Raw genomic sequence first — 23997 nt, 5'->3', positions numbered from 1 at the left:
GTCCCTACGCCTTCGCCCCGAGCACCCGCTTCGCCGCGCGGGACACCGTCTTGTCCGCGGCCACGGCGGGAATCGCCATCAGCGCCGTGGCCACCTGCTTCCCGGCGCCGTGGGCGTTCTCCGCCGCGAGCTTGAGGTAGATGCCGCAGCGGTCGATGAACTCCGGGTGCTCGCGCGACGCCTCCACCCGCGCCAGCAGCACCTCCGTCAGCGCGTCCGCGGGGAACTTCTCGAACAGGTTGCGCAGCGCCTGGCGCTCCACCGCTTCCGGCCGGACCTCCGCCAGCCGCACCGCCGGGTGCAGCATGGCCAGTCCGAAGGTGCGCAGCGACTCGGAGACGACGCCCGGTTTCCAGCCGTCCACGAAGGCCGCCAGCAGCGTCTCCGCCCCGCGCACGTCGCCCAGCACCCCCAGCGCGTACGTCGCCGTCTTCGCCTCCTCGTCGTCCCCGCCTCGCGCCTCCACGCTCCCGACGAAGCGCTCCAGCACCTCCGAGTCCCCCAGCCAGGCCAGTGCCATGGCCGCGCGGTTGCGCACCTCGCGCGACGGGTCCCCGTACAGCACCTGCCGCAGCACCGGCCACGCCACCGTCAGGCCCAGGCCCTCCAGTTGGTCCACCGCGTCCCGGCGTGCCTCCTTCGTCGGCTCCGTCAGCGCCCGCTGCGCGTGCGGGTGGATGCGCTCCCGGCGCGTCTTCAGCAGCGCCACCGCCGCCTCTGGACCCGACTCCCGCGCCCGCACGTCCTCCAGCACCTCGCGCGCGTACAGGCGCAGGCCCGCGTCGTGCCCCTTGCGCGTCAGCGCGTCCAGCAACTGCCGCGCCTCCGCGCCGCCCAGCATTCCCAGCACCCGAATCGCGGTGCGGCGCACCATGCGGCTGTGGTGCTCGGCCAGCGCCTGCTTCGCCACCGCCAGGGCCTTCTCCCTCGAGCCCTCCGCCACCGCGCGCGCCACGAAGGTGCTCGCCGCGCCGTCGCTCCAGGCCGGGTACAGCTCTCCCAGCAGCGCGTCCGGATTCATGCCCGCGTAGTAGTGCGCCGCGTGCGCCGCCGCCTCGTACCGCGTCAGCTCGCCGCGCGCCCGCTTCAGCAGTGCCTCGCCCGGGGCCAGCGGCACCTCGGGCTTGCGGACGTGGATGCTCGGGTGTGTGGGCACCGGCTGCAGGGCGTCACCGTCCACCTGCACCGCGCCCGCCAGCCGCACCAGCGCGATGCCCAGCACCTGGTACACCTTGATGAAGTCGTCCAGCTTCTCCGCCGCGTCGGCCCGCCCCGCCAGCGACTCCAGCAGCGCCGCGGGCTTCTCCAGTCCCAGCTCCTTCAGTCGTGCCACCAGCGGCTCCATCGCCCGCGTGGACACGGCGGGCAGGCCGTTGGCGAACTTCTCCGCCAGCTCGTCCCGTACCTCGGCCAGGGCAATGGCCGCGCGTGACGCTCCCGCCGCACGCGCCGCGTCCGCCCACCCGCTCCGGGGCACCGCCACCGGCGCCACCGGCCGCGAGCCTCCCCGCCGGCGCGGCGCGAGGGCCTCGCCCTCCAACTTCCCCAGGCCACGCAGCTCCAGCCCCTCCGGCGTCTCCACCACCACCGCCAGGGGGAACAGCGTGGGCAGCGCCGCCTCCAGCCCCACGTCGCCCAGTACGACCTTCAGCTTCGCGCCCTCCAGCGCCGCCGCCAGCGGCTCCTCCAGCGCCGCGTCCGCCGGCAGGAACAGCCCGCGGTCCCCGGAGTCCACGAGCTGCGAGCGCTGCCCGCTCGCCAGCAGCGTCTCCACCCGCAGCGTCACCGGCAGCAGGTCCGGCGCGAAGACGTCCTTGCGGTGCTCCTGGAAGGCCGCCAGCGCGGCGCCCACGTCCGGCAGCGCCACCTCCACCAACCTCCGCAGCGCCGCCCCGTCCAGCGGCAGCTTGCGGGCCTCCGCGTCCAAATCCAGCCGGTGTGGAGCGAAGCCCGGGTACTGGCCGCCCTTCGCGCCCTCCAGCACCATGCCCGCGTGGCTCTTCTTGGGCTCCACGCTTTTGAGGAACGCGGGAAGAATCTGCTTCTCCGCGTAGTGCTTCCCGGACGCCAGGTCCACGAAGCGGCTCTCCCGGACGATGTAGTTGTCCGGCGTGGCGCGCGTGGTGAAGGCGTACTCCACCAGCGTCAGCCCCTCCACCGGCGCCCGGTCCTTCTTCGTCCACGTCTTGCCAATCAGCTCCTCGACGTAGCGGTCCTCCAGCGCCTCGCCGCCCAGGTGCTTCTCCACCTTGCGCACGGTGAGCAGCATGTCCGCCACCAGGTCCGTGTACACCGGCGCATCGAAGGTGCCCGTGCGCGCCACCGCGAGGTCCAGCAGCCCCGCCACCTCCACCGTGCGCGCCGCCAGCCGGCGCAGGCCGTTGGCCCGCAGCGCCTCGCCGAGCTGCCGCACCTGCTCCGGCCGGTCCGCGCCCAGCGACACCACGCCCGACAGGCCCAGCTCGCGCACCAGCGTGGACACCTGCGCCACGCCGGTCTTCATCATGCTGGCGGTCTCCGCCTTGCCCTTCTTGACGCTCTTCTTCCTGGCTCCATCCGCGCCACCCGAGGGCGCCACGTCCGTGGTGACGAAGGCCTCCGGTGCCCGGGCCCAGGCCACCAGCAGCGCCGCCGCGTGCTTGCAGAAGGGACGCGAGCGCGCCGCCATGCACGAGCACCGGCCCTTCACCTCGCGCCCGTCGCCGAACACCAGCGACACCTTGTACGGCGAGGCCCCCGAGCCCGACGCGTCCGCGAAGAGCCGGTTCTCGTACCGCGACAGGTTGGTGAGCTGCTTGCCGTCGAAAATCTGCGCGCCCTTCGCCAGCTCCGAGCGGTCGCTGATGATTTCCGTCAGCGCCCCGAGTCCCCCCGACAGCTTCCGCACCTCAGCCATGGCGCGTCTCCTTGTCCGACGCCAGCAGGGGCGCCAGGTCCTGGTTGCGCATCACCCGCTCCACCACGTCCACCAGCTTGCGCGGCGTGCACCCGAAGCACGGAATCCCCAGTGCGGTGAGATGCTCCGCCATGGCGTGGTCGTACGTGGGCTTCCCTCCATCCGACAGCGCCAGCAGGCACAGCACCTTCGCCTTCGAGTCCACGAGCTGCCGCAGCCGCGCCACCAGCTCCTCGGCGTTGCCGCCCTCGTACAGGTCGGTAATCAGGATGAAGAGCGTCTTCTCCGGCCGCTGGACGTGGTGGGCCTGCGCGTACGCCACCGCGCGGTTGATGTCCGTGCCGCCCCCGAGCTGCGCGGTGAAGAGCACCTCCACCGGGTCCGCCAGCATGGGCGTCATGTCCACGACTTCCGTGTCGAACAGGACGAGGCTCGTACGCAGCACGTCCAGCGACGCGAAGATGGCCGCCATGACGGAGCTGTACACCACGCTCTCCGCCATGGAGCCGGACTGGTCCACCACCAGCGTCACGTCCCACTCGTGGTGCCGCCGCTGGTTGGGCCAGAAGTAGAAGCGCTCCGGAATCAGCCGCTTGCGCTCCGCGTCCCAGCCCTTCAGGTTCTGCCGAATCGTGCGCTTCCAGTCGATGTTGCGTGCAATCGGCAGCGGGCTCGTCCTGTCCCGCTTCAGCGCGCCGAACACCGCCGTGCGGATGGATGACTCCAGCTTCTTGCGGAGGTCGTCCACCACCTCGCGGACAATCTGCCGGGCGATGTCCTTCGCCTGGTCCGGGATGAGCCCGCGCGCGCTGACCAGCGTCGTCACCAGCTCCACGTTCTTGTCCAGGAAGGGCAGCGTCTCCGGCTCGAAGAGGAGCTGCGTCAGCCCCTTCTTCTCAATCGCGTCCTTCTGGACGAGCGCAATCACGTCGTCGCGGAAGAAGCCTCGCAGCGCGCCCAGCCACTTGGGGATGTATGGCCGGGAGCCCGCCGAGCCCGCGCTCTTCTCGCCGTAGACGAAGGAGAGCGCGTCATCCAGTTCCTCCAGGTCGCCCTCGTCCACGCCCACCGCGCCGGCGCCACCGCCCAGCGAGCGCAGCGAGGGACACGCGCCCGTCTTCTCCGCCGCGGGGCCCAGCGCCAGCCGCCAGCGCAGGAGCGCATCCCGGTCCTTCTCCGATAGCTCCTTGGGGTCCACGCTCATAGCAGGTCGTCCAGGTCATCGAGCGCCTTGCCCAGCTCCGCGCTCATGTCCTTGAGCTTCTCCTTGTCCTTCTCTTCCAGCACGCCCTTCACCGCCCGCGCCTGCGTCCCGAGCTGGCGCACCGCCACCACGTTCTCCATCAGGTAGCGGCGCTCCGTGGAACCCAGCGCGGCCAGTGCCCTCCTCAATACCGGGAGGGTCTGACGGAAGCGCTCGGCGTCCACGCTGGAGAGGAAGTCGTCCAGCGCCTTCACCACCTCGCGGCTCTTCACCAGCACCAGCGCGTTCACCTGCAGGAAGCCTTCCAGGTACGCCGCGCCCGCCTCCGGCTCCACCGCCAGCGACAGCCGGCGCCCCACCTCCAGCGCCACGTCCGACTCGGGCAGCTCTTGCGCGAGGTACAGCAGTCCCGTGGCCAGTCCCGACGTGGCCGGGTGCACCGCGTGGCTCTCCATCAGCGCGCGCGCCTCGGCCAGCCATCCAGCCTTGTCCGCCCGGGGCTGTGCCAGCGCCACCTCGTGCAGCGTGCGCAGCGCCTCCAGCACCGCGCCCACCGCGTCCGGTGCGCAGGAGCTGGCGTCGCGGACCCGCAGCAGCGCGCGGTTGAAGGTCTTCTCACACAGCACGGCCACCGCTTCGTCGCCCACGTCCGCGTGCGCCCGCGACGTGCCGTACGCCACCAGCCCGGACAGGGCCCGCGCGGCCGACGCCAGCGAGGGCAGGTCCGAGTCCGTGGCCGCGTGCGCGTCACAGACTCGCAGCGCGGAGGCCACCGTCTGCGGGCATCCGGTAATCACCGACTCCAGCAGCACCTCCGCCGCGCCGGCCGTGGCCTTCGCCTCGGACAGGCGCTCCTGGAGGACGCGTGTCGTCACCGCCTCCAGCGTGTCTCCGAGGACAATCTTCTCCACCAGCGCCACGTCCGTGGAAGGCGTCCACTGCGCCTGCCAGGACTCGCGCACCCGGGTGAGCGCGGCGTAACCCCCGGACTCCACCGGCGGCGCTCCTCGCTGCTGCCCAGCGCCTTGCAGCGACGCGTACGGAATGCCCGCCACGCGCAGCCGGTGCAGGAAGACGGAGGAGCCCACCTCCACGTCGTTGTTCAGCCGCAGGGAGAACGTCTCCGGGCTGTCCGTGCGCGGCAGTCGGCGCGCGTCCACCTCGCGCCAGAACTCGGCCTGTAGGGAGTTCTGCCCGATGCGGCTGGCCACCCGGCCCACCTGGTGGCCGACGACGCTCTTCCACAGGAAGCCGTCCACATGCGTGGCGTCCCCGCGGCACAGCGTGGCCACCGTGGCCTCGCGCAGTTCGTCCAGGCCGGGCGCGCTCTTCTCGCGCAGGTCCGCCAGCGTCAGCGCCAGCCGGTACGCCTCCAGCACGTCCGACAGCGACGCGGTGAAGCCTCGCATGCGCAGGTGCCCCGCGAAGTCGATGAGCACCTCCAGCGTCGCGCGCCGGAAGTCGCACTTCGCCTCGTGCGCCTTCTGGTAGAAGTGCGGCGCCCGGTTGCCAGCGCCATACCCGAGCTGCTCCGCCAGCCGGGGGAAGCTGTACGGAATCACCGTCACCGCGCAGGGCACGCCCTTCGGCAGCTTCGCCTCCATCGCCGCGTCCACGTCCTTCGCGATGAAGGCCGCCACATGCGCAGCGCCCGCGACCACCGCCACCTTCTCCGGCGGCACGCCCGACGCCACCACCTCCAGCACCTTGCGCGCCATGAAGGCGTCACGCCAGCGGTGGTACTCGCGCCGGGGCCCCGCGTTCAGCACGTCCGCCCACGCCAGCAGCACCGGGCGGAAGCCCTCCGGCGTCCAGTCCGGTGCCTCGAAGAGGGCCTCCCACAATTCCTCGAAGGAGCGGTAGCCCCGCTCGCGCGCGAAGCGCTCCGAGATGGGCTCCTCCCAGACTTCCGGGGCGGAGGTGGCGGCGGACTCCGTTTCCTCCTCCTCGACTCCGGGCTCGGCGCCCTCCTCCTCGCGGTCCACCTCGAGGCTGACGCCGACGGGGATGTCGATGAACTCCGCGCGGGCCTTGTTCGCCTTCGCCCAGCGCAGCGCCGCGTACTCCGGCGAGTACTCCGCGAAGGGCCACAGCGCCGAGCGCGGCGTGCCGTCCGTCCGGTAGCCGAGGATGGCCACGGGTGGCTTCGTGGCCTCGTCACACAGCACGTCCACCATTCCGGACGCGTCACACGGGCCTTCGATGAGGACGACTTCCGGCCGGACACGTGTCAACCATTGGCCCAGCACCGACGTGGTGCGCGGCGAGTGGTGGCGCACCGGGAACAGGTGCACCCGGGAGAGCAGGGCGAGGTCCATCAGCCCCTCAGCAGCTTCTTGCTCGCGGTGTACAGCTCCTTCCACGGGCCCGTGCGGCCCTTGGCCACCGTCTCCATGTACTCGCGCAGGGCCTTCACGTCGTCCTCCTGCTCTTTCACCACCGCGCCCACCAGCGACGCGGCCAGCTCGTGCGGCGTCACCTTCCCGCCGCCGAACTGCTCCGCGAGGATGGAGCTGTTGAACAGGACGCTGATGGCCTCCGCCGTGGACAGCACCGCGCCCGGCGTGCGCACCTTCGTCTTGCCGTCCTTCGTCACGCCCTTGCGCAGCTCCTGGAAGAGCGTCAGCAACAGCCGCGACAGGTCCTCCGGCGGCGGCACGCCGACCTGATAGTCATTGCGCAGCTCCGCCTCGCGCCTGGTGACGATTTGAATCTCCTGCTCCAGGTCCTCCACCACCGGTACGGTGACGAAGTTGAAGCGGCGCTTGAGCGCGGCGCTCATCTCGTTGACGCCACGGTCGCGCGTGTTGGCGGTGGCGATGAGGTTGAAGCCCCGCTGCGCGCTGACCACCTCGCCTAGCTCAGGGATGGAGACCTGCTTCTCCGAGAGGATGGAGATGAGTGAGTCCTGAATCTCGGGCGACGTGCGCGTCACCTCCTCGAAGCGGGCGAACTTGCCCTGCTTCATGGCTCGCAGCACGGGAGAGGGGACCAGGGCCGCCGCGGATGGCCCCTGGGCGAGCAGCAGCGCGTAGTTCCACGAGTACTTGAGGTGGTCCTCGCTGGTGCCCGCGGTGCCCTGGACGATGAGGGCCGAGGTGCCGCTGATGGCGGCGGAGAGGTGCTCGGAGAGCCAGCTCTTCGCGGTGCCGGGCTCACCGACCAGCATCAGCGCGCGGTCCGAGGCCAGCGTGGCGATGCACACCTGGATGAGGCTCTTGTCTCCGATGTACTTGGGCGTAATCGGCACGCCCCCCACGGGCTTGGGGCTGCCCAGGATGTAGGTCTCCACCGCGCGTGGCGAGAGCGCCCAACCTGGTGGGCGGGGCTTGTCGTCGTGGGCGGCGAGGGCTTCGAGCTCGGTCTTGTACTTCGCTTCGGCGGGCAGGCGGATGTCCGGCATGCGGAGCAAGCTATCCGGCAGGTCTGACACCCGGCAAACAGGCTGGCGGCTCCGCGAGTGCTCCCTGAACCGACCTGGGAGGTGACTTCGCCGGGGCTTCCGTGCGGCCACCGCCAGGGGGCGAAACGGGGCCAATGGGGGGCGTCAGCGGCTCCCTTGCTTCAGGTCCGGAATCTCCTCTCCGGGGAACAGGGCTCGGGGTCCGGCGAGAGCGCGCACCGGCTGCTGTTCGAGCCAGGTCAGCTCCGCCTCCCGCGCACAGACGTGGAGATCCTCTCCACCCTGGTGGAAGTAGATGTAGTGGACGAAGTGGCCCTCCGGCGTTGGGGGATGGGAAGCCGCTGCCTCAGGACGTGCGTGGCCGGGGCCCGAGTCAATCCAGGGAAACCGCTCACCCGAGGGCTCGCTGTTCGGCCCGGTGGCAGTGGGCGGAGTCATCGTGAAGTAGCGGAGCCCGAAGAGCTTGATTCGAGCGAGCTGGTCCGACTCCTGGTGCTCGTCCATCTTGACCCGCACATCCAGCGTCAACTGTCTGTGCTGCCAGTCGACCTCCATCCGGACGAGGCTGGCGTCGTGGAGCCCCCAGGGGAGCTCGCGTTCGATGTCGTCGAGGGTCATGGGGCCTCCCGTGACTGGTGGTGCGCCCGAGGTGGCAGCCTCCTTCATTTCCGAGGTGGGTGCACGCCGCGACACGCGCCGATGCAGGTCCTCGACCCCTCTGGCACTCCGGTACAGCACGTACGGCGCCAGCGCCCCGCGCACCGCGCCTGGAGCGAGGCCCCCCACCCAAGGTGGCTCACCCTGTAACGAGCCGAGCCGATGATGCTGGAGAGCCAGAGACGCTGACGGAGTGTCGCCCGGTTCGGTCAGGAATCGCGTTCATGCGACATCCGTCCTTCCGGCAGACAGTCCCCCTCACGAGTCCCTTGCCTCGCCTGGGGGTTCGCTCTACAGGGACGGGACCAAGGTCCGGTTGGGAGAATCGTCAAATGCGACAGAAGGTGCGCGCCGTCGTCGATGAGACGCTGTCGGCGCTGAAGTCCAAGGGAGTGCTCTCGTTCGAGCAGGTGCCGGGCTACGCCATCGAGGTGCCGAAGAACCCCGAGCACGGCGACTGGAGCTGCAACGTCGCCATGGTCATGTCCAAGGCCGCCGGCAAGAAGCCGGGCGACATCGCCGATGCCATCATCGCCAACCTCGTCGACAAGGACGGCATCGTCACCAAGGTGGAGCGCGCCGGCCCCGGCTTCCTCAACTTCCGCCTCAAGGACACCGTCTTCCAGACGGTCGCCCGGGACGTGCTGCGCGCCGGTGAGTCCTTCGGCCGCCAGCCCGCGAAGTCCTCCGGCAAGCGCGTGCAGGTCGAGTTCGTCTCCGCCAACCCCACCGGCCCGGTCCACATCGGCCACGCGCGCGGCGCGTTCATGGGTGACGCCCTCGCGCGCCTCCTGGACGCCGCCGGCCACGACGTGACGCGCGAGTTCTACATCAACGACTACGGCAAGCAGGTGGAGACGCTGGGCCGCACCGTCCACAAGCGCTACCGCCAGCTCTTCGGCCAGCAGGTCGAGCTCGTCGAGGGCGAGTACCCCGCGGCGTACGTCATCGACATCGCCAAGACGTGGCGGGAGGAGGTCGGGGAGCGCTACCTCACCGCGCCCGAGTCGGAGTGGCTGCCCGAGGCCATGGCGGTGGGCATCCGGGAGAACCTCAAGGCCATCCGGGCCACCCTGGAGATGGCCGGCATCCGGCACGACGTGTTCTTCAGCGAGGCGTCCCTGCACGCGAGCAACAAGGTGCGCTCCATCGTGGACGTGTACCGCGAGCGCGGCGCCACCTACGAGGCCACCGAGGCCCGCCGCAAGGACGCGAAGGTCCGGAGCGAGGACTCCAAGGCCGCGCAGTACTCCGACCGGCAGCGCGGCGGCACGTTCCTGATGACCACGCAGCTCAAGGATGACGAGGACCGCATCATCCTGCGGCATGACGGCACGCCCGTGTACCTGACGGCGGACCTCGCGTACCACAAGGAGAAGTTCGACCGCGGCTTCGACCTGATGATTGACGTGTTCGGCGCCGACCACGCGGGCCACGTGCCTCGCATCGAGGCCGGCATGCACCTGCTGGGCTTCGACATCAAGAAGCTGAAGTTCGTGCTGGTGCAGATTGTCCGCATCACCCGCGGCGGTGAGGAGGTCAAGGTCAGCAAGCGCAAGGGCACGGTGTTCGAGCTGGCGGACCTCATCGAGGAGGCCGGCGCCGACGCGTGCCGCTTCCTCTTCCTGATGAAGACGGCCAACGCGCAGTTCGACTTCGACCTGGACGCCGTGCGCGAGCAGAAGAGCACCAACCCGGTGTTCTACTTCCAGTACGGCCACGCCCGGTGCGCCGCCATCCTGCGCAAGGCCGAGGAGAAGGGGCAGCCCTTCGTGGGCGTGGACCGCGTGACGGACGCGCAGCTCGCGCGGCTGGTGCTGCCGGAAGAGAAGGTGATGCTCCAGAAGATGAGCCGGCTGCCCGACGTGGTGCAGTCCGCCGCGGCCAACCTGGAGCCACACCACGTGCTCTACTTCTGCCAGGAGCTCATCTCCGACTTCCACAGCTACTACACGCGCTACAAGTCGGACCCCATCATCAGCGCCGACACGGAGAAGACGCAGGGCCGCCTGGCCATGGTCGCCGCGCTCAAGCAGGTGCTGCGCGCCGCGTTCGGCATCCTGGGCATCCAGGCCCCCGAGGTCATGGAGGCGCCCGAGGAAGAAGAACAGGCCGCCGCGACATGACGCAAGCCTTCGCCTGGCAGAAGACCGAGCGGCTCCTGCTCCGTGCCATCCGTGACACGGACCTGGAGCCCATCTTCACCATCCACGCGGACCCGGAGACGAACCGGTACAACCCCGTGGGCCCGATGCCCTCCCGCGACGCGGCGCGCGTCCGGCTGGATTTGTGGCTGGGCGACTGGCGGCAGCGCGGCGTGGGGTACTGGGCGGTGGAGCGGCTCGATGCGCCCGGCACCGTCATCGGCTTCGGTGGCGTCCGGCACAGGGAGCTCGAAGGGCAGCCGGTGCTGAACCTGGCCTACCGGCTCGCTCCCGAGGCGTGGGGCTCGGGGTACGCGACGGAGGTGGCGCGCGTGGCCCTGTCACTGGCAGGGGAGCATGTTCCGGAAGTTCCCGTGGTGGCCATCATCAACGAGGTGAACATGCCCTCCATCCGCGTGGCCGAGCGGCTCGGCATGCGGCTCGACCGCGTCATCGACTACGAAGGCGTGCCGAGCCGCGTGTACATGTCGCGATGAGAGGCAGGCACCCCTGGCTCCGGTCAGGGGTGCGGAACGGCGACACCGAAGCGCGCGGACAGCCAGCGGGCGATGCCGTCCTTGCCGCGGATGAACCGGCGGCCCTCGTGGGTGCCCGTCGCGCAGCCGTGGTCGTTCGAGCCGTCGCCGAGCACCAGCAGGGGCAGCCACTGGTTCTCCTCGCCCACCAGCTCCACCACGGCGGCGCGAGGGCGCGGGAAGGGGATGCGCCGCACGTCCAACGCGCGCGCGGCCTGGGGGTAGTAGCCCAGCACTCCTTCCACCTGCGCGCAGTGCTCGCAGTAGAAGCGCACGCCGGGGTACGCAGGGTCCTCGAAGTCGGGGGCGAGCAGGAACAGGACGTCGGAAGGCATGGGGCGGCACCGGACCTTTCGGCGGGTAGAGTGCCAGGACGCGGGTTGTGAGTCAGCGACGGGACGCGGGCAGGGTGAGCAGCCGCCGCACCGCCTCGGCGATGGCGTCCGGGCGGTCTCGTGGGATGTGGTGGCTGCTTCGCTCGACGACCACGACCTCGCCGGGAGCTCCGTTCGCGACGAGCTTGCGGTGGGATGCGAGGTCGGCCTCGCTCAGCTTGCCGCCGTAATCCGCGGCGAGCGCCAGCACGGGGATGCCACCTGGCAGCCCCGCGCTCGTGGCTTCCTGGAAGCTCGGTATCCAGTCGATGTGCTGCTTGTCCGAGACGGGAACGGCCTGCGCCGGGTCGAACAGGTCCTCGTGTACGGAGTCGACGAACACCGCGCCGGCCAGCCGGTCGGGCGCGGCGTCCGCGGCCACGCGCACCACGAGCCCTCCGTAGGAGTGGCCCACGAGCACCCAGCGCTCCGCCCGGCCCTGGAGGGCGGAGAGCAGGAGCCGTGCATCACTCCCGGCGGTGCGAGGTCCGGAGCGGGGCGGCTCCCAGGCACACGTCTTCACCTCGGGGCTCAGCGCGTCGCGCACGGCGCTCCAGTCCGCGGCGCCCCGGGACGCGCCCGGGATGAAGACCACTGCGGGCTCGCGGGAGAAGCGGCAGTCGAGCTTCCCCTTGTCGGTGGCGGGAGGCGGGTGAACACCAGCGCAGGCGGGGAGCAGGGCGAGGGAGAGGAGGAGGGCAGGAGTCCGGCGCATGGGGGGAGTCTAGCCGTCTGAGACCCTCGCCTTGGCCTCAGCACACACGGTAGCTTGGGGGCCTCGGGTCTTTACCCTCGGCATGGGATGGCGGAGCCACCGCACGGTTCACCGACGAAGCGGTTGACCCTCCATCATGTTTCGGGCGTGCTGTGTGGCATGTACCTGAAGAAAGTCGTCCTCACGAACATCCGTTCGATTGACGCGCTCGAGTGGGAACCGCCTTCCTCGGCTTCCTCTTTGGCGGGGTGGCACGTCATCATCGGGGACAACGGCGCTGGCAAGAGTTCGGTCCTTCGGGCCATCGCCCTCGCCTTGGTGGGGGCGAACGAGGCAATTGCCCTGCGTCAGGACTGGAACGAGTGGCTGCGCTGGGGAGCGCAGTCCGGCTCGATTCACCTCACGCTGGATTGGGACGATGCTTGGGACCGCTTCTCGAGAGGCGGACAGAAGCCCAAGAACGTCGACCTTCAGGCCGGGCTGAAGCTGGATCGTTCCAGCACTCACGCCGACCAGGTAAACCTGTCCAGCATGCCGCTCAACCCCGACCCCGGCCGCAACGTATGGGGAGATGGTTACGGTTGGTTCTGCGCTTCGTATGGCCCCTTTCGCCGGTTCACGGGAGGCGACAAGGACCAGGAGAAGCTCTTCTATTCCAACCCCAAGCTGGCACGGCACCTGTCGGTCTTCGGAGAGTCCGTCGCACTGACGGAGTGCCTGGAGTGGCTCAAACTGCTCCAGTTCAAGAAGCTAGAGGGGGGGAGCAAGGAGGGGGAACTGCTCGATGCTCTCAAGCAGTTCATCAACCAGCCGGACTTTCTTCCTCACGAAGCCCGACTGGAGTCCATTTCCTCGAGTGGTGTGCGCTTCATCGACGGCAACGGCTGTGACGTACCGGTCGAGAACCTGAGCGACGGCTACCGCTCCATCCTGAGCATGACCTTCGAGTTGATCCGCCAGCTCGTGAGGACGTACGGCGCTGAATACATCTTCGCTCTTGACGATCCAACAACGGTTCAGGCCCCCGGTATTGTCCTCATCGATGAAGTCGACGCACACCTGCACCCCACCTGGCAGCGCCGGGTCGGCCACTGGTTCCGCAAGCACTTCCCTCATCTCCAGTTCATCGTGACGACCCACAGCCCGCTCATCTGTCAGGCCGCGACGGTGGGCAGCATCTTCCGGCTGCCACGTCCCGGAAGCGAGGAGCGAGGCGGCATGGTCACTGGCGTCGCACGTGACCGGCTACTCTACGGCAACGTCCTGGATGCCTACAGCACCGGCGCCTTTGGAGAGGTACCTACCCGCTCGCCCGAGGCGCTGGAGCAACTCGAACGGCTCGCCATCCTCAATCAGAAGGAGCTCGCGGAAGGACTGGCCGAAGAGGAGCGCGCGGAGCAGCAGGCGCTACGTGCGCGGCTCCCGACCGCGGCTAGCGCGCTTCCGTCTCCCAGCGTGGAGGTCACGGAGAAGTGATCCGGCTCCCAGACGTCCCACTGCCAGGAGATGCTCTCGCCAGCCTCGCTGACTATCAGCGGGATGTGGACGCCCAGCCCGATTACACGGCACGTGTGGCCCGCGCGAAGGACCGGTTCGCGGCGTTGAACAAGAAGGGCAACAGGACCTTCGATAGCGTCAAGGCGACGCTGTCGATGATGAACTCCGGTGCGCGCCGTTGTGCGTACTGCGAGGACTCCGCCGCCGACGAGGTGGAGCACATCCGTCCCAAGACGCTCTATCCCGAGCTGGTCTTCGCATGGACGAACTACCTCTACGCGTGCGGGCCCTGCAATGGACCCAAGAATAACCATTTTGCCGTCTTCGCTGAAGGGACGGGTGTCCTGACGAGCGTGGCGCGGGCACGGAACGCCCCCGTCGTACCTCCCATTTCAGGCAAGGCTGTATTCATCGACCCACGAGTCGAAGACCCGACCGAGTACCTATCGTTAGACCTGACGGATACCTTCTGGTTCACCCCACGGGCGAAGCTCGGGCCGGTGGAGCATGCACGCGCCGACTACACGATACGCGTACTCCAACTGAACATCCGGGACTGGCTGCCGCAGGCCCGGCGCTCGGCCTACCTGGATTACCTCGCCCATCTGAAGGGCTACGTCCGGGACAAGGCGGAAGGTCTGCCTCGGGCACATCTCGACAGGCTCGCCGAGGACATCCGTGCGCGTCAGCACCCCACGGTCTGGTTCGAGATGAAGCGCCAGCACGCGTCCATGCCGGAGCTGACGCTGCTCTTCGCGAAGGCTCCAGAAGCATTGACCTGGTGAGTGCGCCATGGGGGCATCGACGGGGCCTCCGGGGGCGAGGTGGCGAAGGCCCTCGACTGGCGAGGACCTGGCAGGTCATGCGGAACGGAGGCTCCATTCCGGGCAGGGTCATCCGGGAGGCTGCCATGCCGGGCAGGCTGGGCCCTTGAGCAGTGCGGAGCTGGCAGCCCACGCGGAATGGACATTCCGTTCCGGCCACGGGCGCTCGGGGGGCCGGCCTGGCGGGAATTCGTGGCCTGGACGACGGGGCTGGGGCCTCGCATGTCCTCAGGCGCGGGACACTCCGAACATGCCCGAGGTACGGTTCCGGCTACTGCACGGCCGGGGGCTCCGCGGCAGGACTCATCCGCGTCCTGACTGAGTCCGGCACCAGCTCGGAAGATGTGGGAGAAGGCACGGGCGCCGACGGCACAGGTGCGGCAGGCGCTTTGCTTCCAGTGCTTGGGTGAGGATGGGCAGGAGACGGGGCCGGCGCTGACGGGGCAGGACTTGATTGGGGCGGAGGGGCTTCGGCCACGACTTCGCCCTGCGGAGTCACGGCATATACATGGCGCCAGTCGAGAACTCGCCCGCTGGGGCCGCCACATCGATGGAAGCGTTGCTCCACCACGACGTAATAGAGCCCCTGCGTCGGGCCGGTGAAGACGGCCACATCCAGGCCCTGCTCGGGGCTGGAGCAACCCCAGAACAGCCCCGGGTCGGTGTTGGTCCGTACCAACTCGCGGATGGCCCCCGCCGCCGCGAGCGCGGCACCGGCCTCCATGGGAGCCGTGACGGCTTTGACCGATGGGTCTGTCTCGTCCTCCGGCCAGTCGACCGTCCCCTTCCATGTCGCCGTGGGTCGGGCGCATCCGGAGCACACGACCACAAGCCCCGCGAGCACACATTCCTTGAACATCCGTTTCTCCTGAAGCATCTGGGCGACGTTCACTCTCTACCCACGCAGCAACTCAAGAGCGCCTTCGCTGCATGGAAGGGCTACAAAACGGATTGGGGCGACGTGGAGTGCATGTGCCGAGCTTCATCCAACGCGCCTTGCCGTTGCTCCACGGAGCTTTAGCCCCTGCGCGCCCATCGCTCCGCCCAATCGACGAGCGGCAGGAAGCGCTCCAGCAGCTCCTGCCCGAGCGGCGTGAGTGCGTAGCCCTCCGCCCCGTCGAGCGCCACCAGGCCGCTGTCGCGCAGCTCCTTGAGCCGTGTGTTGAGGACCGTGGGGCTCAGGTCGCCGCAGGCCTCCCGCAGGGCTCGGAACGTCAGCGGGCCGCTCCGCAGCTCCCAGACGATGCGCAGCAGCCAGCGCCGGCCCAGCAGGTCCAGCAGCGCCATGATGGGCCGGCCGGTGCGGGAGCCTCGGACGGCGGTGCCGGGGCGGGGTGTGCGTGCCATGGTGTCTCCCTTGCGCTACGGAAAGCGTAGCGTTAAGAGCTGTGTGCTACGGAATACGTAGCACCACGAAGCCAGGGAGGCGAGACATGACCGGAGCCCGTATCCCACCCGCGGAGCCGCCGTACTCCGAGTCCTTCACCGCGGCGCTCGCGCGCCTCATGCCGGCGGGGGTTCCGCCGCTCCTGCTCTTCCGCTCGCTGGCGGTGAACGAGCGCGTCATGGGCAAGATGATGGCGGGCGGGCTGCTGGACAAGGGCAGCATCAGCCTGCGCGAGCGGGAGCTGGTCATCGACCGCACCTGCTGGCGCTGCGGCTCCGAGTACGAGTGGGGCGTCCACGTGGCCTTCTTCGGCGAGAAGGTGCGCCTGACGCCCGAGGAGGTGCGCGGCCTGTGCTCGGATGACGTGGAGGCCACACCCTTCAGCCCGCGCGAGAAGTTGCTGCTGCGCCTCTGTGACGAGCTGCACGCGAGCGCCACCGTGTCGGACGCGCTCTGGGCGGAGCTGGCGAAGGAGTGGACCGCGCCCCAGCTCCTGGAGCTGCTCGCGCTGGCGGGCTACTACCACACCATCTCGTACCTCACGAACGCGCTGCGGCTCCCGCTGGAGTCCTTCGCGGCGCGCTTCCCCTCGCCTTGAGGGCTCAGGCCCGGTCCACGGCGGCGGACAGCTCCAGGCACTCCCGCAGTTGCCGCCGGGCCCGGAAGAGGTGGATGCGCACGTTCTCCGGGGACAGTCCCAGCAGCTCGGAGACCTCTTCCCCGGGGCATTCATCGAGCAGCCGCAGGCGCACCACGGCCTGCTGCATGCGCGAGAGCCGCTCCACGCACCGCACCAGCTCCGCGCGTGTCTCCGCCCGGGCCACCAGCTCGTCCGCGGAGGGCAGGTCCGCGGCCAGTTCGCTCAGCGTGTCCTCGGGCTCCGGGGCACGCCGCGCCACCTTGCGCCGGTGGTTCAGCGCCGTGTGGACGACCAGCGTCGTCAGCAGACGCCCGGCCTCTTCCGTGCGCGCCGCCAGCAGGTCCGCGTCCGGCAGCCGGAGGAACGTGAAGAAGGCCTCCTGGACACAGTCCAGCGCGTCCTCCGCCTCCAGGCCGCGGCGCCGGGCCGTGGCGAGCAGGTGCGCGCGGTGCGCATGGACGAGCGTGGTCACCCACGCGAGGAAGCCCTCCCGCGTCATACCGCCGCTCGTGCCCTGCGCCGTGTTCATGGTCCTCCTTCCGTAGCACGCCCGGCGCACCGGGTGTCACGCCGGAAGGCTCAGTGTCCTGCCTGGACGAATCGGTTGAGGTAGTTGCCGAAGGTGGTGGCCACCACGGCGGCGAGCACCTCCACCAACTCGCCATCACTCCAGTCCTCCGCGCGGACCGCCGCCAGCTCCTCATCCGTCACGGCGCCACGGCGGGCGGCGAGCTGGACGGCGAACCGGAGCAGGGCCTCGGTACGTGCATCCGGCGCCCGCGCGTCCAGGGACAGCTCCAGCTCCTGGGAGGACAGCCCCGCGGCCCGGCCGAGCTCGTGGTGGTGCGCCACGCAATACCCGCAGTCTTGCGCCTTGCTGACCGCGAGCGCGAGCTGCTCCCGCAGGCGCCTGGAGAGCTGCCCTCCTTCGAGAATCCCATGCAGGCCGAAGAAGGCCTTCATCGCCACGGGGGCATTGGCCAGCGCGCGCACCGGGGGCGGCACGGCGCCGAGGCGCTCCTGGACGCCCTGGAGGGCGGCGCGCTGCTCGGGGGACGCGGTGGCGGTATCAACGAGGTGCAGTCGGGACATGGTGGCTCCGTCGAGCCGCGGGAGCGCGGCTTCCCATGGAGAGGTCCCGAGCCCCTCCCGGCGTTACAGCCGGCGCATTTTCCGCCGATTTCAGCCCTGCGCCGCCTGGTGCTTCGCGCGGCGCTGGAGCCAGTTCTTGAGGAAGGCCTTCACCTGCGGGTGCTGGGACTCGCGGAATGTGTCGGGCGGGCCGGCCTCGACGATTTGTCCCTCGTGCATGAGCGCGAGCTGGTCCGCCATGCCGAAGGCGGAGGCCACGTCCGGTGTAATCACCAGCGAGGTGGCGCCGAGCTGCTGCTTGCCGGTGAAGATGATTTCGTTGACGGCGGCGGTGGTGAGCGGGTCCAGACCGGCCGTGGGGTCGTCATAGAGGAGGATTTTCGGCTGGAGGATGGTGGCGCGCGCGAAGCCCACGCGCTTCTGCATGCCGCCGGACAGCTCGCCCGGGAAGCGCGTGGCCGCGTGGGACAGCCCCACCTTGGCCAGCGTCTTCTCCACCGCCTCCTTGATTTCCGCCTCGGACATCTTCGTGCGCTCGCGCAGGGGGAACGCCACGTTGTCGTAGACGTTGAGCGAGTCGAAGAGCGCGTTGGCCTGGAAGAGGATGCCCTGCTTGCGGCGCATCTGGTCCAGCGCCCGCTCGTCCATCTTCGCCACGTCCTGGCCTTCCACCCGCACCGTGCCCCGGTCCGGCTTCAGCAGGCCCATGATGTGCTTCATCAGCACCGACTTGCCGGAGCCGGACACGCCCATCAGGACGGTGGTGGTGCCCTCGGGCACCACGAGGCTCACGCCTCGCAGGGCCGGCTGGTCGCCGAAGGACTTGTAGACGTCCCGGACCTCGATGGCCGGCGTGCCCGCCGGCGTGTCGCTCGTGTCGCTCATCGCGCCGCCACCATAGTGCGTGCGCCCCTCCCTCCGCTCACAGAAGACGCCGCCTCTCGCCGGTGGCCGCCTGCCTGCCCGTCTCATCCGTCAGTGAAGGGCCTCGGGACCAGGCGCCTCCGGCGCCTGGGCGGGCATGAGCTGGGCGCCGATGCCGAGCTGGGTCATGAGGGCCAGGGTGTCGAAGTACTGGCGCATCATGGAAATCCTGCCGTCGCGGAGCTGGAAGACCTCGACGAAGCGCATCTCGAGGTGCCGGTTCGTGGGCGGAATCTCCAGGTCACCCGGGCCCGGCAGGGGGCCCCGGTGCGTGGCCCGGCCGATGAACTCGGCGACGACGTTGTCTCCCTGCGCCACCAGCTGGGTGATTTCCACCTTTCCGTCCGGGAATGCGCGCGCGAAGCTCACGCAGTGGTCGATGAGCTTCTCCGTCGTCTCGAAGGGGATGCTCTCCATGAGGGCGTCCGGGTGCATCGTCGCGCGGACGGCATCGAGGTCCTTCTCGTTGAAGGCCCGGTAGAACTCCCGGACGACGTCCGTGTTGTCGAGGGTTGCCATGGCTATCCTCCTCCGAAGCGGTGCGCGCAGCAGGACGGCGGAGGGCCGAAGGGCCGGCCGCGCTGCTGCACACGTCGACGCCGCATTCCGGAAGTGGTGGGTCCCCCTCTCGTGAGTTCGGGATGCGCTCCCTGCCCTGCAAGAGCGCAGGGCCTCCGCGAGCCGGCCAGCCTGCCTTCCGAGCCACGGCACCGCGCTCGGATGGCAGGCCGGTGCAAGGCCGTCTCCTGTCCGCGGGTGCACGGCGGCGTGACGGAGTGCTTGCCGTGGGCGGCGGGGTGGGCGCGATGCTCCCGGGCCATGCGGAGGACGGACGACACTTCGAGACGGTGTGACGCGCGGCGGGCCCGGGGCTCGGGCCCCGGGGAGGCCTAGCCCCGTGGCGACGGTGTCCCTGGAGGGTGTGCGCAAGGTGTACCGGGGCGGAGTGGCCGCGGTGAAGGACGTCACGCTGCACATCGCGGATGGCGAGTTCGTGTCGCTGGTGGGCCCGTCCGGCTGCGGCAAGTCCACGACGCTGAACCTCATCGCCGGGCTGGAGGAGCTGTCCGGCGGCACGTTGCGCATCAACGGCGCGGTGGTGAACGGCATGTCACCGCGCGAGCGCGACGTCGCCATGGTGTTCCAGAGCTACGCGCTCTACCCGCACATGAACGTGGCCAGGAACCTGGCCTTCCCGCTGGAGGTGGCCGGCCTGGGGCGCGCGGACATCGACGCCCGCGTGCGCGAGGTGGCCTCGATGCTGGGGCTGGAGGCCCTGCTGTCGCGGCGGCCGAAGGAGCTGTCGGGCGGCCAGCGGCAGCGCGTGGCGCTGGGACGCGCGCTGGTGCGCAGGCCGAAGGTGTTCCTGTTCGACGAGCCGTTGTCGAACCTGGACGCGGCGCTGCGCACGCAGATGCGCGGCGAAATCAAGAAGCTGCACGAGCAGCTCAAGGCCACGTTCATCTACGTCACCCACGACCAGGCCGAGGCGATGACGCTGTCGGACCGGGTGGTGGTGATGAGCCAGGGCGAGGTGCAGCAGGTGGCGCCGCCGCGCGAGCTGTACGACGCGCCCGCGAACCTGTTCGTCGCGGGCTTCTTCGGCTCGCCGCGCATCAACCTGGTGAAGCCGCGGACGCTGGGGCAGCCGGGGGAGGACGTGGTGCTCGGCCTGCGTCCCGAGCACCTGCACGTGGGACGGGGCGCCGCACCGGCCGGAGCGCTGGAGGGCCACGTGTACCTCGTGGAGCCGATGGGCGCGGAGAGCTGGGTGACGGTGGAGGTAGCCGGAGAGCGCATGGTGGCGCGGGCGGCCGGTGACTTCCACGCCTCCACCGGCGCGCCCGTGTGGCTGAGCTACGACGCATCCCGGCTGAGGCGGTTCGATGCGGCGTCGGGCCGGGCGCTGTGAGCCTCGCCGCGGCGGGCCGCGAGCGCCGACAGCAGCACCCCCACGGGCTGGGCGAGCAGCACGAGCATGGCCGCGAAGACGCCGGCGGGCACCACACTCGTGGCGAGCTCATCGGTGAACACCACCGCCAGCAGGACGGCCGTCCAGCGCCTGCGAGCGAGTGCGGCTCAGGGGGGAGAGGTCTGCTTGAGCATGGGGGGCATCATGACGGCTGCGCCTCCATGGGCGCATGGGCCTGTTCGCCCGGGCGGTCCTGGACGATGTTCCCGAGCATCGGCTCCTCCAGGTTCAGGAAGTCCTGGAAGCGCAGCTCGATGGCCTCCGTGTGCGAGCCCGCGCGGAACCACAGCCGCTCGGCCTGGCGCAGGTGCTCGTCCATCACCACCGGCAGCCCGTAGAGCTGGCCGAAGGGGGGCTCGGCGCCCACCTCGCACTGGGGGAAGAGGTCCGCGAACTCGGACTCATTCGCCAGACGCAGGCTCTCGACGCCGAGGACTTCCGCGACACGGTCCAGGTCGAGCGTGTCCGGCGCGCTCGTCACGCAGAGCCATTGCCGGTCCTGCGCGTGGAGGATGACCGTCTTCGCCACCTGGAAGCCGGTGACGTGCAGGGACGCGGCGAGCGCTTGCGCGGTGATGGCCCGCAGGTGCGGCCGGCGCTCGAAGGGGACGTTGTTGCTCTGGAGATACTGGATGATGGATTCCGGAATCATGTGAGCCACCCCGGCCGTGCTCAGGCGTACACCTGGTTTCCTTCGAGCGTCATCTCCAACCGCCGATTGAGCTGTTCCATCCGGTCGTAGCGCTCGCGCAGCATGTCGCGATACGCGCGCTGATCGGCATGCGCAATCTCGTCCAGGAGCACGCGCAACGCCGAGTCCAGCGCCTGCTTCAAATCGCGCGCCTCCACCGCCGACAGTTCCAACAACATGAAGCACCTCCTGCGGCGAACGTTAGGCACCGCCGGAGGCGTGGGCCCCACGAGCCTGCTCGGGGCGTGCCACGCCAGTCCACCCGCCGCCGGGCCCCTCTCCGGGGCCTCGCCTGGAAGGCGGAGCGCTCCACCGGCCGCCACCTCCCGTGTGCCGCCCGCCGCGCCCGCCCGCACTGTTCCTCCTACGAGGGCCCGGATGGTCCGGGCTCCGTGAGCACGAGGAGGCCCAGATGGTTCAGGCAGGGGAGGTGCGCGAGGGGATGACGGTGCGGACCGCGGACGGGCGCGTGGTGGGAAAGGTGGTCGGGGTGGGCGACGTCCACTTCGAATTGGAGCAGGGCCTCGTGCCCATTCCGAGGCGCGACTACCTCGTCGAGTACAGCGACGTGGACTTCATCAGCGGCGAGGACGTGTACCTGTCGAACGCGGACCACCCGCTGCTCACGCTGGAGGTGGATGACGACGGCGGGGCCCTTCCGCCGCGCCACCACCGGGGCATGGACGCCGAGCCGGTGAATCTCCCCACCGGCATGGAGCCGGAGCCCGTCCACCACTGATTGACGCGGGGGGCCACGGCCCGCTCGCGCGCCCCCCACGTCACACCCCGGGAAGGCGGGAAGTCTGACCCGTGGTGCCGGGTAAGCGTCGGGAATCACTCAGGTGGGATATCCCCGGAATGTCAGACCGTCAGGCTACACGAGCCCTCTCCGACCAGCCTTCCAGGTGGGCTCATGCAACGGTTTTCGACATCCTGCGTCACGGTGGCGCTCTTCGTGTTGGTGTTCTCGTGCAGCTCCGGTCCTCGCGCGGAAGAGGGCGACGCGGACACGGTGGGACAGCCGCTGGCGCTGTCCACGCCGCGCAAGCTGCTGCCCTTCGTCGCGCTCGCGGACGGGCGCGTGCTCGCCGTGGGCGGGCATGACGGGAATCGCACGCTCGCGAGCTGCGAGCTCTTCGAGCCCGCGTCCGGCACGTGGCGCGTGACGGGCGCCATGCACACGCCGCGGCGCAACCACGCGGCGGTGCGGCTGGCGGACGGGCGCGTGCTGGCGGTGGGCGGCACGCACGGCGTGGCCGTGGGCGCGCTGGCGGGCGCGGAGGTGTACGAGCCGGCGACGGGCACGTGGACGGAGGTGGCGCCCATGGCCGAGGCGCGCAACGACCCGGCGGCGGTGCTGCTGGCGGATGGGCGCGTGCTGGTGGCGGGAGGCACGGACGTGGACCGGCGCCCGCTGCGCACGGCGGAGCTGTTCGACCCGGTGACGGGCACGTGGAGCGCGGCGGAGGCGCCGGGCTTCGCGCGCGGTGGCGCGCGGACGGCGGTGGTGCTGGCCAACGGCAAGGCGCTCTTCGCGAGCGGCCTGCAGGCGGAGCTGTATGACCCGGCGACGGGCCACTGGGAGAAGGCGGGCCCGGCGGGCGGCGCGGCGGGGACGCACCGGCTGGCGCACACGGTGACGCCGCTGCCGGACGGGCGCGTGCTGGTGGTGGGGGGCACGACGGCGCGCGCGGCGGGCACGGCGGAGGTGTACTCGCCGGAGACGGGCGAGTGGACGCTGGTGGCGGCGCCGGCGGTGGCTCGCGAGCACCACGCGGCGGTGGTGCTGCCGGAGGGCGTGGTGCTGGTGCTGGGCGGCGAGCACTACACGACGGGGGCGCTCGCGTCGGTGGAGCGCTTCGACCCGGCGACGGGGACGTGGGCCTCGACGCACGCGCTGGTGGAGCCGCGCGGGAAGCTGGGCGCGGTGGTGCTGCCGGACGGCGCGGTGCTGGTGATGGGCGGTGGGAACGAGGCGGCGGGGATGCTGCCCGCGAGCGAGCGGTACGTGCCGGGCGGCTGTGTGCCGGCGCTGTGCTCGGCGCGCGCCGGCATGTGCGGGACGGTGCCGGATGGGTGCGGCGGGGCGCTCGACTGTGGGGCCTGCGGCGCCGGGTTCCGCGGGGCGGGAGAGTTCCGCGCGGAGAGTGTGCGGGCGGAGTGAGCGGGTGCGGCGCCGGGGATGACGGCGGCGCCGCGCCCGGGTGAGATGCGGGCATGGGACGGTTGAAGGGAATGCTGGTGGTGGCCGGGCTGCTCGCGGGCTGCGGAGAGTCGGAGGAGCCGACGTTCACGTACGCGGAGCTGGCGGAGCGGACGGCCGCGGCGCTGTGCGGCCACGCGGAGACGTGTGGCGGGAGCACGGTGCCGTACGAGCAGTGCATGGCGGACGTCGTCGCGGCCTATGCGGCGGTGGAGCCGGAGCTGGACCGGGGCATCGCGGGCGCGAAGTCGGGGTGTGTGCAGTGCATGCGCATCCGCGCCGAGGAGCTGGAGGCGTCGCTCGCGAGCGACTGTCAGCGGCCTCTGGATGCGGCTCGGGTGAGCGCCGTGTGTGGCGCGGAAGACGCGGCGTGCGCGGGCGCTCCGTGAGGCTCGGGGTTGAGGGGGCGCTGTCCGTTTCCCGACGTGCCTCGGTGCGATGCATTTGGTGCTGCCGTGGAGGGTCCTTTAGCGTGTCCGGCAGGCCCCTGCACCGGAGCTGCGATGGGCACGAGGCAATGGTTGCGACGGGCTGGCCTGCTCTCCGGGCTGGGGCTCATGGGCTCCCTGCTATCCTGTGGAGCCCACCCGGCGAGTACACGCTCCGTGCTTCGCGCGGATCATCCCCGTGGGCCCGGGAGCTTCTGTGCATTGAACCCGGAGGGATGCCCGCCTCCGGCACCTGCTCAGGCGGAGCCCGGCCCCTTTGACCTGAGTGATTGCCTCGCGGCCTGTGACGCGGGAGGCGCGGCGCTTGAGAACTTCTGCCGGGGGTTGAAGGAGGCCTGGCAGCGACAGCTCTGTTGGTCCGCTGTCTGGGGCTCGAAGGTCGCATGCAA

23 protein-coding genes are annotated in these 23997 nt (G+C 70.2%); 9 read left to right on the top strand and 14 right to left on the bottom strand.

Annotated features, from left to right (window positions below; genetic code table 11):
• Window positions 1–4: 4 nt before the first annotated feature.
• From K8638_RS45010 to K8638_RS33890, 5 genes are all read right to left on the bottom strand, one after another.
• Complete coding sequence (locus K8638_RS45010) at window positions 5–2896, bottom strand: HEAT repeat domain-containing protein (RefSeq protein ID WP_305071209.1); 2892 nt, start codon at window positions 2894–2896, stop codon at window positions 5–7.
• Window positions 2889–4100 carry a VWA domain-containing protein gene (locus K8638_RS33905; RefSeq protein ID WP_223758835.1) on the bottom strand — a complete coding sequence of 404 codons (1212 nt, stop codon included), beginning with the start codon at window positions 4098–4100 and terminating at the stop codon, window positions 2889–2891. Before K8638_RS33905 ends, K8638_RS45010 begins: the two co-directional genes overlap by 8 nt.
• Complete coding sequence (locus K8638_RS33900) at window positions 4097–6418, bottom strand: DUF5682 family protein (RefSeq protein ID WP_223758834.1); 2322 nt, start codon at window positions 6416–6418, stop codon at window positions 4097–4099. The genes K8638_RS33905 and K8638_RS33900 overlap by 4 nt, the downstream gene beginning before the upstream one ends.
• Window positions 6418–7503, bottom strand: coding sequence for an AAA family ATPase (locus K8638_RS33895; RefSeq protein WP_223758833.1), 1086 nt, complete (start codon window positions 7501–7503; stop codon window positions 6418–6420). Before K8638_RS33895 ends, K8638_RS33900 begins: the two co-directional genes overlap by 1 nt.
• Before the next feature lie 144 nt (window positions 7504–7647).
• Window positions 7648–8121, bottom strand: a complete 474-nt coding sequence (locus tag K8638_RS33890; RefSeq protein ID WP_223758832.1) for a hypothetical protein — start codon at window positions 8119–8121, stop codon at window positions 7648–7650.
• Between the two features lie 371 nt (window positions 8122–8492).
• Here K8638_RS33890 and K8638_RS33885 point away from each other — a divergent pair, with 371 nt between their 5' ends.
• Both K8638_RS33885 and K8638_RS33880 read left to right on the top strand, forming a co-directional pair.
• The gene (locus K8638_RS33885; RefSeq protein WP_223758831.1) at window positions 8493–10286 is read left to right on the top strand and encodes an arginine--tRNA ligase; all 1794 of its coding nucleotides are present in this window, start codon (window positions 8493–8495) and stop codon (window positions 10284–10286) included.
• A complete protein-coding gene (locus tag K8638_RS33880; protein WP_223758830.1) occupies window positions 10283–10801 on the top strand; it encodes a GNAT family N-acetyltransferase in 519 nt (172 codons plus the stop codon). Before K8638_RS33885 ends, K8638_RS33880 begins: the two co-directional genes overlap by 4 nt.
• A gap of 23 nt (window positions 10802–10824) precedes the next feature.
• Here K8638_RS33880 and K8638_RS33875 read toward each other — a convergent pair whose 3' ends face one another.
• Complete coding sequence (locus K8638_RS33875) at window positions 10825–11175, bottom strand: DUF3088 domain-containing protein (RefSeq protein WP_223758829.1); 351 nt, start codon at window positions 11173–11175, stop codon at window positions 10825–10827.
• Window positions 11176–11227: 52 nt separating this feature from the next.
• Window positions 11228–11929 (bottom strand): alpha/beta fold hydrolase, encoded by a 702-nt coding sequence (locus K8638_RS33870; RefSeq protein WP_223758828.1) that lies wholly within the window; start codon window positions 11927–11929, stop codon window positions 11228–11230.
• A gap of 159 nt (window positions 11930–12088) precedes the next feature.
• Between K8638_RS33870 and K8638_RS33865 the strand changes: the two genes are divergently transcribed.
• Both K8638_RS33865 and K8638_RS33860 read left to right on the top strand, forming a co-directional pair.
• Complete coding sequence (locus K8638_RS33865; protein ID WP_223758827.1) at window positions 12089–13405, top strand: AAA family ATPase; 1317 nt, start codon at window positions 12089–12091, stop codon at window positions 13403–13405.
• Between the two features lie 65 nt (window positions 13406–13470).
• Window positions 13471–14211, top strand: a complete 741-nt coding sequence (locus K8638_RS33860; protein WP_223758826.1) for a hypothetical protein — start codon at window positions 13471–13473, stop codon at window positions 14209–14211.
• Between the two features lie 1056 nt (window positions 14212–15267).
• Here K8638_RS33860 and K8638_RS33855 read toward each other — a convergent pair.
• Window positions 15268–15597 (bottom strand): helix-turn-helix domain-containing protein, encoded by a 330-nt coding sequence (locus K8638_RS33855; protein ID WP_223758825.1) that lies wholly within the window; start codon window positions 15595–15597, stop codon window positions 15268–15270.
• 86 nt (window positions 15598–15683) lie between these two features.
• Here K8638_RS33855 and K8638_RS33850 point away from each other — a divergent pair, with 86 nt between their 5' ends.
• Window positions 15684–16235 (top strand): carboxymuconolactone decarboxylase family protein, encoded by a 552-nt coding sequence (locus K8638_RS33850; RefSeq protein ID WP_223758824.1) that lies wholly within the window; start codon window positions 15684–15686, stop codon window positions 16233–16235.
• A gap of 4 nt (window positions 16236–16239) precedes the next feature.
• On the opposite strand, the gene K8638_RS33845 is transcribed toward K8638_RS33850, so the two are convergent.
• The 4 genes from K8638_RS33845 to K8638_RS33830 all read right to left on the bottom strand — a co-directional run bounded on the left by K8638_RS33845 (window position 16240) and on the right by K8638_RS33830 (window position 18812).
• Window positions 16240–16806 (bottom strand): RNA polymerase sigma factor, encoded by a 567-nt coding sequence (locus K8638_RS33845; protein WP_223758823.1) that lies wholly within the window; start codon window positions 16804–16806, stop codon window positions 16240–16242.
• 50 nt (window positions 16807–16856) lie between these two features.
• A complete protein-coding gene (locus K8638_RS33840; RefSeq protein ID WP_223758822.1) occupies window positions 16857–17369 on the bottom strand; it encodes a carboxymuconolactone decarboxylase family protein in 513 nt (170 codons plus the stop codon).
• A gap of 90 nt (window positions 17370–17459) precedes the next feature.
• Window positions 17460–18254, bottom strand: coding sequence for an ABC transporter ATP-binding protein (locus K8638_RS33835; RefSeq protein WP_223758821.1), 795 nt, complete (start codon window positions 18252–18254; stop codon window positions 17460–17462).
• A gap of 90 nt (window positions 18255–18344) precedes the next feature.
• The gene (locus K8638_RS33830) at window positions 18345–18812 is read right to left on the bottom strand and encodes an ester cyclase (protein ID WP_223758820.1); all 468 of its coding nucleotides are present in this window, start codon (window positions 18810–18812) and stop codon (window positions 18345–18347) included.
• A gap of 379 nt (window positions 18813–19191) precedes the next feature.
• Between K8638_RS33830 and K8638_RS33825 the strand changes: the two genes are divergently transcribed.
• Entirely contained in the window at window positions 19192–20205 is a 1014-nt protein-coding gene (locus K8638_RS33825) for an ABC transporter ATP-binding protein (RefSeq protein ID WP_223758819.1), read from the top strand.
• Window positions 20206–20407: 202 nt separating this feature from the next.
• On the opposite strand, the gene K8638_RS33820 is transcribed toward K8638_RS33825, so the two are convergent.
• The gene (locus K8638_RS33820; RefSeq protein WP_223758818.1) at window positions 20408–20917 is read right to left on the bottom strand and encodes an aminoacyl-tRNA deacylase; all 510 of its coding nucleotides are present in this window, start codon (window positions 20915–20917) and stop codon (window positions 20408–20410) included.
• Window positions 20918–20937: 20 nt separating this feature from the next.
• Window positions 20938–21135 carry a hypothetical protein gene (locus tag K8638_RS33815; protein WP_223758817.1) on the bottom strand — a complete coding sequence of 66 codons (198 nt, stop codon included), beginning with the start codon at window positions 21133–21135 and terminating at the stop codon, window positions 20938–20940.
• Between the two features lie 233 nt (window positions 21136–21368).
• Here K8638_RS33815 and K8638_RS33810 point away from each other — a divergent pair, with 233 nt between their 5' ends.
• From K8638_RS33810 to K8638_RS33800, 3 genes are all read left to right on the top strand, one after another.
• A complete protein-coding gene (locus K8638_RS33810; RefSeq protein WP_223758816.1) occupies window positions 21369–21695 on the top strand; it encodes a DUF2171 domain-containing protein in 327 nt (108 codons plus the stop codon).
• Window positions 21696–21869: 174 nt separating this feature from the next.
• Window positions 21870–23120 (top strand): kelch repeat-containing protein, encoded by a 1251-nt coding sequence (locus tag K8638_RS33805; RefSeq protein WP_223758815.1) that lies wholly within the window; start codon window positions 21870–21872, stop codon window positions 23118–23120.
• Between the two features lie 53 nt (window positions 23121–23173).
• Window positions 23174–23548, top strand: coding sequence for a hypothetical protein (locus K8638_RS33800; RefSeq protein WP_223758814.1), 375 nt, complete (start codon window positions 23174–23176; stop codon window positions 23546–23548).
• Window positions 23549–23997 lie beyond the last annotated feature (449 nt).

The sequence above is a fragment of the Myxococcus sp. RHSTA-1-4 genome (assembly GCF_020037125.1).
Lineage (GTDB): Bacteria > Myxococcota > Myxococcia > Myxococcales > Myxococcaceae > Myxococcus.
The sequence above is the reverse complement of the archived record's forward strand: the minus strand, read 5'-3'. Positions and strand labels throughout refer to the sequence as shown.